Source organism: Streptomyces sp. NPDC005070, from assembly GCF_053600395.1.
Map to the genome: position 1 here is coordinate 1 of NZ_JBSFZS010000026.1, position 15,137 is coordinate 15,137.

The 15,137-nt window shown below is 71.6% G+C and carries 8 protein-coding genes; 3 read left to right on the forward strand and 5 right to left on the reverse strand.

Annotation, left to right across the window (positions count from 1 at the left end; genetic code table 11):
• The coding region (locus ACWEBX_RS11775; RefSeq protein WP_451884713.1) for an NADP-dependent isocitrate dehydrogenase at positions 1–1,673 on the reverse strand (1,673 nt) is incomplete at its 3' end.
• Positions 1,674–1,999: 326 nt separating this feature from the next.
• Here ACWEBX_RS11775 and ACWEBX_RS11780 point away from each other — a divergent pair.
• Positions 2,000–3,553, forward strand: coding sequence for a M1 family metallopeptidase (locus tag ACWEBX_RS11780; protein WP_451884714.1), 1,554 nt, complete (start codon positions 2,000–2,002; stop codon positions 3,551–3,553).
• A 107-nt stretch (positions 3,554–3,660) separates the two neighbouring features.
• On the opposite strand, the gene ACWEBX_RS11785 is transcribed toward ACWEBX_RS11780, so the two are convergent.
• The 3 genes from ACWEBX_RS11785 to ACWEBX_RS11795 form a co-directional block, all read right to left on the reverse strand.
• Positions 3,661–4,746, reverse strand: coding sequence for a mechanosensitive ion channel family protein (locus ACWEBX_RS11785; RefSeq protein WP_451884715.1), 1,086 nt, complete (start codon positions 4,744–4,746; stop codon positions 3,661–3,663).
• A 445-nt stretch (positions 4,747–5,191) separates the two neighbouring features.
• A complete protein-coding gene (locus ACWEBX_RS11790; RefSeq protein WP_451884716.1) occupies positions 5,192–5,956 on the reverse strand; it encodes a crotonase/enoyl-CoA hydratase family protein in 765 nt (254 codons plus the stop codon).
• 126 nt (positions 5,957–6,082) lie between these two features.
• Entirely contained in the window at positions 6,083–7,075 is a 993-nt protein-coding gene (locus tag ACWEBX_RS11795) for a lysylphosphatidylglycerol synthase transmembrane domain-containing protein (protein ID WP_451884717.1), read from the reverse strand.
• A 195-nt stretch (positions 7,076–7,270) separates the two neighbouring features.
• Here ACWEBX_RS11795 and ACWEBX_RS11800 point away from each other — a divergent pair, with 195 nt between their 5' ends.
• A complete protein-coding gene (locus ACWEBX_RS11800; protein ID WP_451884718.1) occupies positions 7,271–9,175 on the forward strand; it encodes an ABC transporter ATP-binding protein in 1,905 nt (634 codons plus the stop codon).
• 62 nt (positions 9,176–9,237) lie between these two features.
• Here ACWEBX_RS11800 and ACWEBX_RS11805 read toward each other — a convergent pair whose 3' ends face one another.
• Positions 9,238–12,459: an alpha-L-rhamnosidase gene (locus ACWEBX_RS11805; RefSeq protein ID WP_451884719.1), complete on the reverse strand. Its 3,222-nt coding sequence runs from the start codon at positions 12,457–12,459 to the stop codon at positions 9,238–9,240.
• A 469-nt stretch (positions 12,460–12,928) separates the two neighbouring features.
• Between ACWEBX_RS11805 and ACWEBX_RS11810 the strand changes: the two genes are divergently transcribed.
• A complete protein-coding gene (locus tag ACWEBX_RS11810; RefSeq protein ID WP_451884720.1) occupies positions 12,929–15,055 on the forward strand; it encodes a glucose PTS transporter subunit IIA in 2,127 nt (708 codons plus the stop codon).
• The last annotated feature ends 82 nt before the right edge of the window (positions 15,056–15,137 follow it).

The window sequence follows — 15,137 nt, forward strand, 5'->3', positions numbered from 1 at the left end:
CCCAGCTCCAGGATCGGGAACAGGTCGGTCAGGTAGTCACGCAGCACGTTGCCGGTCACCGAGATGGTGTCCTCGCCGCGGCGGATGCGCTCGACCGAGAGCTTGGTGGCCTCGACGGGGGCGAGGACACGGATGTCCAGGCCCTCGGTGTCGTGCTCCGGGAGGTACTGGTTGACCTTGGCGATCAGGTTGGCGTCGTGGGCGCGGGTCTCGTCCAGCCAGAACACGGCCGGGTCGCCGGAGGCGCGGGCGCGGGTGACGGCGAGCTTCACCCAGTCCTTGATCGGCGCGTCCTTGGTCTGGCAGGCGCGGAAGATGTCGCCGGCGGAGACCGCCTGCTCCAGCACCGCGTCGCCGGCCGCGTCGACCAGGCGGACCGTGCCGGTGACCGGGATCTCGAAGGTCTTGTCGTGGCTGCCGTACTCCTCGGCCTTCTGCGCCATGAGGCCGACGTTCGGGACGGAGCCCATGGTCGACGGGTCGTAGGCGCCGTTGGCGCGGCAGTCCTCGATCACGGCCTGGTAGACGCCGGAGTAGGAGGAGTCCGGCAGGACCGCGAGGGTGTCGGCCTCCTGGCCGTCCGGGCCCCACATGTGGCCGGAGGTGCGGATCATGGCCGGCATCGAGGCGTCGACGATGACGTCGGACGGCACGTGCAGGTTGGTGATGCCCTTGTCGGAGTCGACCATCGCGAGGGCCGGGCCCTCGGCGAGCTCGGCGTCGAAGGACGCCTTGATCTCGGCACCCTCGGGGAGGGCCTCCAGACCCTTGAAGATGCCGCCGAGACCGTCGTTCGGGGTCAGACCGGCGGCGGCGAGCGTCTGGCCGTGCGCCGCGAAGGTCTTCGGGAAGAAGGCACGCACGACGTGACCGAAGACGATCGGGTCGGAGACCTTCATCATCGTGGCCTTGAGGTGCACCGAGAACAGGACGCCCTCGGCCTTGGCGCGGGCGATCTGCTCGGTGAGGAACTCACGCAGCGGCGCGACGTGCAGGACGGACGCGTCCACGACCTCGCCGGCCTGCACGGGTACCGACTCGCGCAGCACGGTGGTGGAGCCGTCGTCGCCGACCAGCTCGATGCGCAGCGTGCCGGCCTCGGAGATCACCGCGGACTTCTCGGTGGAGCGGAAGTCGTCGACGCCCATGGTGGCGACGTTCGTCTTCGACTCGGACGACCACGCGCCCATGCGGTGCGGGTGGGTCTTGGCGTAGTTCTTGACCGACGCGGGGGCGCGGCGGTCGGAGTTGCCCTCGCGCAGGACCGGGTTCACGGCGCTGCCCTTGACCTTGTCGTAACGGGCGCGGATGTCGCGCTCCTCGTCCGACTTCGGGTCGTCCGGGTAGTCCGGAAGCGCGTAGCCCTGCGCCTGGAGCTCGGCGACCGCCGCCTTGAGCTGGGGGATCGACGCCGAGATGTTCGGCAGCTTGATGATGTTCGCGCCGGGCGCCTTGGCCAGCTCACCGAGCTCGGACAGGGCGTCCGCGATGCGCTGGTCCTCCTGGAGGAACTCCGGGAAGAGGGCGATGATGCGCCCGGCCAGCGAGATGTCACGGGTCTCCACAGTGACACCCGCCTGAGAGGCGTACGCCTGGACCACCGGCAGGAACGAATACGTCGCCAGGGCCGGGGCCTCGTCAGTGTGCGTGTAAATGATGGTCGAGTCAGTCACCGGGTGCTCCGCTCCACGTCTGCAACATTGCTCGACATCAAGATATCTCGTGGGAGCCCCCGGCTCGACAGGGGTCCGTCCCGCGTCGGACGAGGAGAGGCGGGAAACGGCCGTACGGGCCGAAGCGGGTCCGCCGGAGCGAATCGCCCTCATCGGACACCTCCGGCATCCCTCCGGCCGCGGAAGTGAACGCGCGAGCCGGAGTGAAAACCGGTTCCACCCGCCGGAGGCAACCGGACGGCCCGCTCAGCCGTACATCAAAGAGACCGCGCAACTGATCTTGCGGCGGATCTCCCTGCCCTCTGTCGCCCGAACGAAAGCGAACCATGAGATATCGCACCAGAGTGACGGCCCCCGCGGCCGCGCTGCTCGGAACGGCGGCCGCGCTCGCCGTCGCCCCCACCGCCTCGGCGCGGCCCCTGGCCTTAAGGCCGGACCAGGGCACCCCGGGGGCGGAGACCCTCGGCGACTCCGTCTTCCCGGCCCTCGGCAACGACGGCTACCGCGTCGAGGCGTATCACCTCGACTTCGCGTACGACGCCACGACCCGCCTGGTCGACGCCAGGGCGACCTTGAGGATCAAGGCGACCCAGGACCTCTCGCGCTTCTCGCTCGACGCGCTCGGCCTGGACGTGCGGACGGTGCGGGTCGGCGGAGTGGCCGCGGCCTTCGAGCAGGCGGGGGAGAAGCTGCGGGTCACCCCGGCGCGGACCCTGCCGAAGTCCTGTGCCGTCGCGGTCTGTGTCGAGTACGGCGCCGACCCGGCCAGGACGCTGGCGTACACCGCCTGGGTGCCCACCCCCGACGGATTCGCCATCTGCCCCCAGCCCAACGCCGCGCACACCGTCTTCCCGTGCAACGACCACCCGACGGACAAGGCGGACTTCAGCTTCCGCATCACCGTGCCGAACACCCTGCGCGGTGTCGCGAACGGCTCGCTGACCCGCACGGAGCAGCTCGACGGCGACCGGACCGCGTACACGTACCGCTCGGCCGACCCGATAGCCACCGAACTGGTGCAGATCACCGTCGGCGACTACGTCGTCAAGGAGCGGCAGGGCCCGCACGGGCTGGGGCTGCGGGACGTCGTCCCGACCGCGCGGGCCGCCGCGCTGGAGCCGGCGCTCGCGCTCACCCCGAACCTCGTGGCGTGGCTGGAACAGCGCCTCGGCGCCTACCCGTTCGAGACGTACGGGCTGCTGCCCTGCAACAACGACGCCTCGAACGCGTTCGACTTCACGGGCCTGGAGACCCAGACCCTGACGCTCTACAAGCCGAACTTCCTGCTCCAGGAGGAGAAGAAGATCGGCTCGCACATGATGCACGAGCTGGTCCACTCGTACTTCGGCAACAGCGTCAGCCCCGCCGACTGGGCCGACCTGTGGCTGAACGAGGGCCACGCGGACTTCTACGGGCTGCTCTACCGGTACGAGCGCGGCTGGGCCGACTCGCTCGGCCTGACCACCATGGAAGCCCGGATGAAGGACACGTACGCCAGGGGCGACCAGTGGCGTCAGTCCTCCGGCCCCGTCGCCGCGCCGAACGCCGTCAACCTCTTCGACAACCAGCGCTACCTGGGCGGAGTCCTCGTCCTGTACGCGCTGCGCGAGCTGGTCGGCGAGGACGTCTTCAACCGCGTCGAGCGCACCTTCCTGGAGCGGTACCGCAACCGCGCGGCGACCACCGCCGACTACATCGCGGTCGCCACCGAGATCTCCGGCGCGGACCAGTCCGGCTTCCTGAACGACTGGCTGTACGGGACGAAGACCCCGCGCATGCCGAACCACCCGGACTGGACGGTCACCCCGGTCGTGTCGAGTCTGGTCGCTCCGCGCAACCGCGCGCCCGGCCACTACCCGGACTCGACCGCCACGCTCTGACGGCCACGCCGTGACCGCCACGCTCTGACCGGGCGGGCGTGAAAAGGGGGCCGGGCGGAGTGATCCGCCCGGCCCCCGGCCCGTTCTCAGGGCCCTGCGCGGGGTTCTCAGGGCCGCTGCGCGGCCTCGCGCTGATGCGGGATGGCGGTCTCCAGGAAGCCCGCTCCGCCGGGCTGGAGCGCGACCGTCCGGGCGGGCGACGGAATCCGGATGCCCTCGTCCCGGTAGCGCTTGTGCAGGGCCTTGATGAACTCGTGCTTGATCCGGTACTGGTCGCTGAACTCGCCCACACCGAGGATCACGGTGAGACCGATGCGCGAGTCGCCGAACGTGTGGAAACGCACGGCGGGTTCGTGCTCCGGGACGGCACCGTCGATCCCGTTCATCACGTCGGCGACGACCTCGTTCGTGACCCGCTCGACGTGGTCGAGGTCGCTGTCGTAACCGACGCCGACCTGCACCAGGAGGGTCATCTTCTGCTCGGGCCGGGTGAAGTTGGTCATGTTGGTGCCCGAGAGCTGGGCGTTGGGGATGATGACCAGGTTGTTGGAGAGCTGACGGACCGTGGTGTTGCGCCAGTTGATGTCGACGACGTAGCCCTCCTCCCCGCTGCTGAGACGGATGTAGTCGCCCGGCTGGATCGTCTTCGAGGCGAGGATGTGCACGCCCGCGAAGAGGTTGGCGAGGGTGTCCTGGAGCGCGAGCGCGACGGCCAGACCGCCGACGCCCAGGGCCGTCAGCAGGGGCGCGATCGAGATGCCCAGGGTCTGCAGGACGACCAGGAAGCCGATCGCCAGCACCACGACCCGGGTGATGTTGACGAAGATGGTGGCCGAACCGGCGACGCCCGAGCGGGACTGCGTCACCGACCGGACCAGACCGGTGATCAGCCGGGCCGCGGTGACCGTCGTGACCAGGATCAGCAGGACGGTCAGCGACCGGTTGACGGTGCGGCCGACCGGCGCGGTCAGCGGCAGCACCGCGGCCGCCGCGGCGATGCCCCCGGCCACCGCCGACCACGGCACGACGGTACGCAGCGCGTCCACCATGACGTCGTCGCCGCTCCAGCGGGTGCGCTCGGCGTGCTTGCCCAGCCAGCGCAGCAGCATCCGCAGCAGGAACGCCGCCAGCAGCCCGGCCGCCACGGCTATTCCGGCGATCATCAGGTCGTCCAGGGTGACGGAGCGCTTCATCGGTGACCTCCTCGGAGAGCGGGACCGGGACCCGTACCGGGATGAGGGCCCACGGGCCGAATGTGCTGTGTCGTCACTTGCCACCTGCTCGAATCCGGGAACGCGATCATGCCCGGACGGGCGTTCGCCGTCGTCCGGGGAGACGGCTCATCCTGCCGCATCCCCCTGCCTCTCCGTCACCAGCCCTACGGGGGGCAGCCTTTGGCAACCCGATCCGGCCACCGCGCACCGGCCACCGAGCACCGGCAGCCGGGAGCGCACCGGCCACCGCGCACCGGCAGCCGGGAGCGCGCCGTCGGGGCCGTGCCGGTACATCACATGCCCGTCGCCACCGACGGTCACCTCTTGTCCAACGGCGACGGGCGGATGCACCGGCACGGCCCCGACCCACCACCGGACCGGAACCGCGCGACCGCGGCCCCCGCCGCACACGCGCCCGCCGGTGTCACCCCTCGCCGAAGGCGCCGTGGCGTCCCGCGCCGGAGGCGAAGCGGGCCGCGCCCTCCATGCTCTCCTCCAGGACGCCCATCCCGTAGCGGAGTTCGGTCCGCATGGCCTCCTTCTCGACCAGGCCCTCCTGGTCGAGGACCGAGGCCCGGTCGCTGCGCAGGCAGGCCTGCGGGAAGCCGGCGATCTCGGCGGCCAGCCGTTCGGCCTCGGCGCGGGACCGGCCGGCCGGGACGACACGATTGGCGAGCCCCATCTCGTACGCCTCCCGGGCGCCGACGGGACGGCCGGTGAGGATCATGTCCATCGCCCGGCTCGTGCCGATGAGCCGGGGCAGCCGTACCGTGCCCCCGTCGATCAGCGGCACGCCCCAGCGACGGCAGAACACCCCGAAGACGGCGTCCTCCTCGGCGACCCGCAGATCGCACCAGAGCGCCAGCTCCAGACCACCCGCCACGGCGTGCCCCGCGACCGCCGCGATCACCGGCTTGGTCAGCCGGAGCCGGGTGGGCCCCATCGGCCCGTCTCCCTCCTCGGCGACCTCGTTCCCCCGCTCGGTGCCGATGGCCTTGAGGTCCGCGCCCGCGCAGAAGCTGCCGCCCTCGCCCCACAGCACGGCGACGCGCGCCGTCTCGTCCGCCTCGAACTTCCGGAAGGCGTCGACGAGTTCGGCGGCGGTCGGCCCGTCCACCGCGTTCCGGGCCGCGGGCCGGGAGAGGACGATCGTGGTGACGTGACCCTGACGTTCGCTGCGGACCGGCATCGCGCTGTCCCTTTCGGCGGCCGACGCGCCACACCGCACGCCGTGGTTACTCCTCGGTATCACAGCATGCGGCGCACCGCACGACCCCGGGACGGACGCGCTCGTGTCCCCTCGCCCCGGACCGGGTCAGATCACCTTCCAGCGGACCAGCGCGCCGAGCGTCAGCGCACCCGGCAGCAGCGGCACCCACACCGTGATGATCCGGTACGCCAGCACCACCGCCGTCGCCACGGCCACCGGGCCGCCCGCCGCGACCAGGGCCACGATCAGCGCGGCCTCCACCGAACCGAGCCCGCCGGGGGTCGGCACCATCGCGACCGCGATCGTCGCCGCCAGGTAGGCGATCATCATGTGCGTGGGCGACACCGGAAGGCCCAGCGCGCGTCCCACCGAGGCCAGTCCGGCGGCCTGGAGCAGCGGGAAGGCGAGCGAGCCGCCCCACAGGGCGAAGGCGCGGGACGGGCGGGTGTGCACCGAGCGGGCCTCACCGAAGGCGGTGCGCAGGAAGGAGAGGACGGCCGTGCGCAGCTTTCGTACGAGAGCGAGCACGGCCAGCGCGGCGCACAGGACCACGCCGACGCCGAGCAGCAGCGGCCCGGTCGCGCCGTCGGGTATCAGACCGTCGACCCGCAGCGCGTCGGGGAACGCGATCAGCAGGCCGACGAGCAGGGTCAACCGGGCCACCGCCTCGGCCAGCAGATACAGCGCGAGCGCGGCCGAGGACCGGGCCAGCGGCACCCCGCACACGGTCATGAACCGCAGATTGACCGCCCCGGCACCCAGTCCGGTCGGCAGCAGATGGTTCGCCGCGCCCGCGGCGAACTGCGTGGCCAGCAGACGCCGGGCGGGCAGCCGTTCCATGACCGCGCCCTGACGGGTCACGGCCGCGGCCACCCAGGTCAGGCAGGTGGCGGCGGCCGCGGCGACGAGCCAGGGCCACTCGGCCGACCTCAGATGGCCGAAGCCCTCGGCGAGCACGGACCGGTGGCGTACGGCCACCACCAGGACCAGCGCGAGCGGGATCAGGCACAGGACCGGCCGGACGGCGGGCCGCAGGGTGAGGAGGCGGGGGAGGCGGGGGAGCCGGGGCAGTGCCCGGGGAAGTCGTACGGCTGTCACATCTCGAGAGGTTTTCCACGCCGCACCAACGCGAGGTTGCGGGCGCGGGGACGGAGGCTGACACGCCGGGCAAGCCGTGGGACGCGCGGCCCGCGCGTCGTCCGCGGGGGCGGGGGAGGCCCACCCGTGGGAGTGCTCCCGCCCCGATGCGTTGACCTCAACAAAGCTTGAGGTCCTACTGTCTCTCTTATGAGCATGGAGACCACAGCCTGGACGCAGTTGCACAGTGTCATGAACGCCCAACAGGAGCGTCGTCCCTTCGACCGCGCGACGCTGCGCCGCATCGCCGCCTTCGCCCGCCCGCACCGCCGCCGTATCGCGCAGTTCGTCCTCCTCAGTGTGGTGACGGCGCTGCTGGCCGTCGCGACGCCGGTGCTCGCGGGCCACGTCGTGGACACCATCGTGGCCCACGGGGACGAGAGCACCGTCGTGCGTCTTTCCGTGCTCATCGCCGTCATCGCGCTCGCCGAGGCGGCCTTCGGGATCGTGGGCCGCTGGCTCTCGTCGACGCTCGGCGAGGGGCTCATCCTCGATCTGCGCACGGCTGTCTTCGATCATGTGCAGCGCATGCCGGTCGCGTTCTTCACACGTACACGTACGGGAGCGCTCGTCAGTCGACTCAACAACGACGTGATCGGCGCCCAGCGCGCGTTCAGCAACACCCTGTCCGGCGTCGTCGGCAATGTCGTGACCCTGCTGCTCACGCTGGTCGTGATGCTCACCCTGTCCTGGCAGATCACGCTGCTCGCGCTGGTCCTGCTGCCGGTGTTCGTACTCCCCGCCCGCCGCATGGGCAGCCGCATGGCCAGGCTCCAGCGGGAGGCCGCGGACCTCAACGCCTCCATGGGCACCCGCATGACCGAGCGCTTCTCCGCGCCCGGCGCGACCCTCGTCAAGCTCTTCGGGCGGCCCGGGGAGGAGTCCGCCGAGTTCGCGGCGCGCGCCCGGCGGGTGCGGGACATCGGTGTCCGTACGGCGATGGCGCAGTCCGCCTTCATCACCGCGCTCACCCTGGTCTCGGCCCTGGCACTCGCCCTCGTCTACGGGCTCGGCGGCTGGTTCGCCCTCCGGGGCACCCTGGAGCCGGGCGCGGTCGTCTCACTGGCCCTGCTGCTCACCCGTCTGTACGCGCCGCTCACCTCGCTGGCCGGAGCGCGCGTCGAGGTCATGAGCGCCCTGGTCAGCTTCGAGCGCGTCTTCGAGGTGCTCGACCTGAAGCCGCTCATCGAGGAGAAGCCGGAGCCCCGCACGGTCCCGGAGGGGCCCGCGGCCGTCGAGTTCGAGGACGTCCGCTTCGCCTACCCCTCCGCCGACAAGGTCTCCCTCGCCTCCCTGGAGGAGGTCGCCGCCCTCGACACCCGCGGCGGCGACGAGGTCCTGCACGGCATCTCCTTCCGCGCCGAACCCGGCCAGACCGTCGCGCTCGTCGGCTCCTCCGGCGCCGGCAAGTCGACCATCGCGCAACTCCTGCCGCGGCTGTACGACACCGACGCGGGCGCCGTGCGCATCGGCGGCGTCGACGTCCGCGAGCTCAGCGCCGCGTCGATGCGCGCGACCCTCGGCATGGTGACCCAGGACGGGCACCTCTTCCACGACTCGGTCCGCGAGAACCTGCTCCTCGCCCGGCCGGACGCGACCGAGGACGAGCTGTGGGACGTACTGAACCGGGCCCGTCTCGACGACCTCGTACGGTCCCTGCCCGACGCTCTCGACACCGTGGTCGGCGAGCGCGGCTACCGGCTCTCCGGCGGCGAGCGCCAGCGCATGACCATCGCCCGGCTCCTGCTCGCCCGCCAGCGCGTCGTCATCCTGGACGAGGCCACCGCCCATCTCGACAACACGTCGGAGGCGGCCGTCCAGGAGGCGCTCACCGAGGCGCTGGAGGGCCGCACCGCCCTCGTGATCGCGCACCGGCTGTCGACGGTACGGGCCGCCGACCTGATCCTGGTCGTCGAGGCGGGCCGGATCGTCGAGCGGGGCACCCACGAGGATCTGCTCGTGGCGGACGGGCGCTACGCGGAGCTGTACCGCACGCAGTTCAGGACCGGCCGGCAGCACCACGAGGAGCAGCTCCCGGTCACGGCGGACGCGACGCCGTAGCGGCGACGCGAACACCGTGACCACCCGATCACCTCGGCCGGCTCGGTCCGCTCGGCCCCCGCTCAGACGGTGAAGCGGTGGCTGCCGGAGCCGACGCGGTACACCGCGCAGCCGTCCTCCGTACGCAGGAAGGCTGCGCCGGTGTGGGCGACCGCGTCCGGGCCGGCCGCCGGGATCCATACCTCGGCCGTGGTGTTGGCGGGCACGGCGCAGGTGAGGTCGAAGCCGTCGGAGCGCTGCCGCCACCGGGTGGAGACCGGGCCGTAGAGGGAGGTGAACGTGGCCCGCGCGGAGGTGACGCCGCCGCCCGGCCGGGGACGGACGACGGTCTCCCGGTAGCCGGGCCCGCCCGGCGAGATGCCGGCGACGGTCGCGTACATCCACTCGCCCACCGAGCCGTAGGCGTAGTGGTTGAAGGAGTTCATGTCCGGGGTCTGGAAACCGCCGTCGGGCCGGATGGAGTCCCAGCGTTCCCACATCGTGGTCGAGCCCTTGTCGATCTGATAGCCCCAGCTCGGGAAGGAACGCTGCAGAAGCAGCCGGTAGGCGACGTCGGTGTGCCCGGTGTCCGTGAGGACCGGGAGCAGCCGGGGCGTCCCGAGGAAGCCCGTCGACAGATGCCAGTCCCTCGCGCGGATCAGGTCGACGAGCCGTCCGGCCGCCGCCGTGCGCAGGGCGTCCGGAACCAGGTCCATCGACAGGGCGAGCACGTACGCCGTCTGCGTGTCGCCCCGCACCTTCCCGTCGGCGCCGACGTAGGCGTTCCGGAACGCTTCCCGGACGCGGTCGAACAGGCCGGCCCAGGGCGCGGGATCCTCGCCGAGCGCGGTGGCCATCCGGGCCGCGAGGTCGGCGCTGTGCGCGAAGTACGCGGTCGCGATGACGTCCTTGGGCGTCTCGTCCGAGACGTTCAGCCAGTCGCCGTAGCCGTCCGCGGGCCGCAGCAGGCCCTGGCTGTGGCGCTCCAGGTAGCCCAGCCACGCCCGGACGGACGGCCAGGCGTCGGCCAGGACCTGCCGGTCCCCGTAGGCCTGGTACAGCGACCAGGGGACGGTGACACCCGCGTCGCCCCAGCCCGCGACCCCGTTGCCCACCGTCCCGACCATGGGCGCCACGTCCGTGAACGCGCCCTCGGCGGTCTGGCCGTCGCGCAGGTCCACGAGCCACTTGGCCAGGAAGCGCGCCGACTCCATGGTGTACGCGGCCGTGGGCGCGAAGACGTTGATGTCACCGGTCCAGCCGAGCCGCTCGTCGCGCGCGGGCGTGTCCGTGGGGACGGAGAGGAAGTTGCCCCGCTGGCCCCAAGTGATGTTGCTGTGAAGCTGGTTGAGCAGGGGAACGTCGGTCTCGAACTCCAGGGTGAAGGGCGCCGACGTATGCATGACGCGGCCGGTCACGGCCCCCGCGGAGGGAGTCCCGGGGAACCCGGTGACCTCGACGTAGCGGAACCCGTGGAAGGTGAAGCGCGGCTCGTACGTTTTCTCGCCACCACCCCTGAGGATGTACGTGTCGGTCGCCGCCGCCGAGCGCAGATTGGCGGTGTAGAGGGTGCCGTCCGGGTTGAGGACCTCGGCGTGACGCAGCCGCACGGTCGTTCCGGCCTCGCCCGAGACGCGCAGCCGGACCGAGCCGACCATGTTCTGGCCCAGGTCGAAGACGTGGACGCCCGGGGCGGGTTCGGTGACTTTCTCGGCGGGCCGTTCGGCGGCCACGCGCACCGGGCCGTCGGGCTGCGCGACGATCCGGTGGGGCGCCGCGTCCCCGGCGGCGCGGACGGCGAGCCAGGTCCGGTCGTCGAAGCCGGGGGAGGTCCAGCCGTCGGTCTCCGCTCGCGCGTCGTACGTCTCGCCGTTCAGCAGGTCGGCCGCGACGATCGGTCCGGACGCGGCCCGCCAGTCGGTGTCCGACGTGACGCGCTCTCTCGTCCCGTCGGCGTACTCCACCTCCAACTGCGCCAGCAGCGCGGGGCGTTCACCGTACTGGTGGGGTCCGAACATGCCGACGTTCCCCGCGTACCAGCCGGGCGCCACCCAGACGCCGATGGCGTTGGCCCCGGGCCGCAGGAGGGAGGTGACGTCGTACGTCTGGTACTGGACGCGCTCGCGGTAGTCGGTCCAGCCGGGGGCGAGCTGGTCGCGGCCCACCCGTCGGCCGTTGAGGTGGGCCTCGTACAGGCCGAGGGCCGTCGCGTACAGGCGCGCGCGGGCCACTCTCCTGTCCGGCAGGGTGAACGCGTGGCGGAGCTGGTTCGCGGCGAACGACGCCGGGACGACTCTGCCCCAGGGGCCCGCGCCCCACGCGGCGGCCACCTTGGCAGCCGGCCAGCCGCCGTCGTCGAAGCCGTCCCCGCGCCAGCCGTCGGCGGGCTTCGCGTCCGTGGTCCGCCAGGACGCGTCGGTGACGGTCCGCCGCTCACCGGAGGCGGTGGTCAGCGTGAGAACACCGACGAGGCCGGCGGGCCCCACCGTCGCGTTGGCCGCCTCCACCGCGAGCACGTTCCGTCCGGGGCGCAGCCGTCCGAGGACGTCGACGACGGCCGGACGGCGCCAGTCCTCGTGCTCGGTCGCCAGGTCGGTACGGGCCACTTCGCCGCCGTTCACCGAGAGCGAGAAAACGTTGTCGGCGCTGAAGGCGATCTTCGCCGCCGTGACACCGTCGGGAACGTCGACGACCCGCCGGAACCACCGTGTGGCCGCCGGGGCGCTGCTCGCCGGATCACCCTCGGGGAACCAGATCCAGGCGCTGCCCTCCAGAGAGGGCGCGTCCGTGAGGGCGGGAGGAGCCGAGACCCACTCCGCCGACCACGGCGTGTCCAGGAGACCGGTCTCCCACCAGGACGGCGCGCTCCAGCCGGAGGCCGTGCCGTCGGTGTCCCAGACCCGCACGGACCAGAAGTAGCGCGTGCGCGGGGCGAGCCGGGGACCGGCGTACGGGACGAGGACGGACTGGCCGGACGTCACCTTCCCGCTGTCCCAGACGTCGGGCCGGGAGAGCCCGGACGCGCTGGTGGCGACGCGGATCCGGTACGCGCTCTGCCGCGTCCCCGGTGCGTCCGAGACCATCGGCCAGCTCAGCCGGGGGTGCGGTGTGTCGAGCCCCAGCGGGTGCTCGACGTACTCGACGGTCGGAGCGGTGACGCGCGGGGCCGCGCGCCGGGCACGCGGGCCGGCCGGCGCGGGTGCCGACGAGGGCGCGGCCGAGGCCGTTCCCGCTCCGGCGGCCGTCGCCGCGACGACACCCGCCGCTCCGGCCGCGCCCGCCAGGATGTTCCTCCTGCTGATCAACTGGGGCCCCTCACCTAGGAGTTGTGAATCGTTTCACGGCGGTGAAGGTAGGGGCGGGGGAGGCGACGGTCAACAAGGGCGGCGGTATTTTCCGGAAATCGGCCATGCTTATCCGTGTCATCAACCGAATCGGCCGGTTCGCGTGCTCGAACATTGAACGGTTTCAATCGATCGGAGGGGGCGGGCTGCCGCCGGCCCGCGGCCGGTGCCGCGTGCCCGCCGTGCGGTCGCGTGGTGATGGTCACGGACGCCCTCGGAGACCCTCGCCGCGCTGCTATAGTCATTTTCGATCGATCTCGATCGCAGGATTGTTACTCCCTACGCAGACGCCACCGGCGTCCGGCGTGAGGGAGGCAAGGCCTGGGTGGCGCCCCGTGCGCTCCCCGGGCCTTTTTTGTTGCCTCGTTCCGTGCGTGCGAGATCGCGGACCGAGGCAAGACCGCAAGAATCAGGGATGCAAGGACGCGTCATGAACACACCCACACCCGGTGCGCTGGCGGAGAAGATCCTCAGTGGCGTCGGCGGCTCCGAGAACATCGAGAGCCTCACGCACTGCGCCACGCGCCTGCGCTTCCAGCTCCACGACGGCGAGAAGGTCGACCAGGTCGCGCTCGACGCCCTCGACGGCGTCATGGGCACGGTGCCCCAGTCCGGCGACCGCTTCCAGATCGTGATCGGCGGCGCCGTCGCGGGCGTCTACTCGGACATCATGAACCTGCCGTCGATGACCGGCGGCGCCACGCCCCCTCCGCAGTCCGACGCCGAGGTCAAGGCCGAGATCCGCGCCAAGGGCCGGGGCCGCTTCTCCTGGCTCGACAACTTCTTCGAGTACCTCTCGGACTCGTTCCGTCCGCTCCTGGGCGTGCTGCTCGGCGCCTCCCTGATCATCGCGATCGCCTCCATGCTCGACGCCTTCGGCATCGTCGACTTCCGGTCCGCGGACAAATCCGCCACCTGGGTCTTCGTCGACTCGATGTGGCGCTCGGTGCTGTACTTCCTGCCGATCATGGTCGCCTACAACGCGGCCAAGAAGCTGAAGATCGACCCCTGGGTCGGCGCCACCGTGATGGCCGCGGTGATGACCCCGAACTTCACGGGCATGATCGGGTCCAAGACCCCCGGTGTCACCACCACCACCAACGCGACGCTGGGCACCTCGGAGTCCGTGGCGCACGTCTTCGGGCTGCCGATGCAGCTCAACGACTACGGCGGCCAGGTGTTCGTGCCGCTGCTGATGGTCGCCCTGCTCGCCCTGGTCTACAAGGGCCTGAAGCGGATCTTCCCCGAGAACGTGCAGATGGTCTTCGTACCGTTCTTCAGCATGCTGATCATGATCCCGCTGACCGCGTTCCTCATCGGTCCCATGGGCGTCTGGGCCGGCAACGGCCTCGGCACGGGTCTCTCCTGGCTGAACGGCAACGCCCCGATCGTCTTCGCGATCGTCATCCCGATGCTGTACCCGTTCCTGGTGCCGCTCGGTCTGCACTGGCCGCTGAACGCGCTCATGCTCGTGAACATCAACACCCTCGGGTACGACTTCATCCAGGGCCCCATGGGCACGTGGAACTTCGCCTGCTTCGGCGCGACCGCCGGTGTCCTGCTGCTGTCGGTCCGGCACCGTGAGAAGGACATGCGCCAGACCGCCACCGGCGCCCTGGCCGCGGGTCTGCTCGGCGGTATCTCCGAGCCGTCGCTGTACGGCATCCACCTGCGCTTCAAGCGGATCTACCCGCGCATGCTCGTCGGCTGCCTCGTGGGCGGTGTGATCATCGGCGTCCTGGGCGGCGTGAACACCAAGGCCTTCGCCTTCACCTCGCTGCTGACCATCCCGGTCTTCGACCCGATGATCAAGTACATCATCGCGATCTCGGCGGCCTTCTTCACCTCGATGGCGCTCGTGTACTTCGCGGACTACCGCACCAAGGACGAGCGCGCCCAGGTCAACGCCGAGCGCGACGCGGCCGAGGCGGCCGCGGGCGGCAAGGCCGTCGTCCCCGCCCAGCCCGTGGCGGCCGACGACCGCGAGCTCGTCGCCGTCGGCGCTGCCGCCGCTGCCACCGGTGCCTCCGCCGGTACCGTCGCGGGAGCCGCCACCCCGGCCGGGACTCCCGCCACCGCCGGCGAGGCTCCCGCCGCCGGGAAGGGCCTCGACCTCACGGCGCCCGTCGCCGGTCGTGTGGTCGGCCTCGGCGAGGTCGAGGACCCGGTCTTCGCCTCCCGCGCGCTCGGCGAGGGCGTGGGCATCGAGCCGGCCGACGGCCACGTCGTCGCCCCGGTCGACGGTGAGCTGGTCACCGTCGCCGACACCGGCCACGCCTTCGGCATCCGCACCGCGAACGGCGTCGAGGTCCTCATCCACGTCGGCATCGACACCGTGAAGATGCAGGGCAAGGGCTTCGACGTGCGCGTCGCGGCCGGGCAGAAGGTCTCCGCCGGCGACCTCCTCGCCGAGGTCGACCTCGGTGCCGTACGCGCCGCGGGACACCCGGCCGTCACCCTGATGACCGTCCTCAACACCGCGGACATGACCTCGGTCGAGCCGCACACCGGGCAGGACGTCACCGCCGGCACCCCCGTGGTGACCGTGCGGCGGTGATCAGCCGCCCTTGAGGCATCCGATCCGGCGCGTGCACGCCTCCCGAGAGGGAGCGTGCACGCGCCGGATCGGTGTTCGGGAG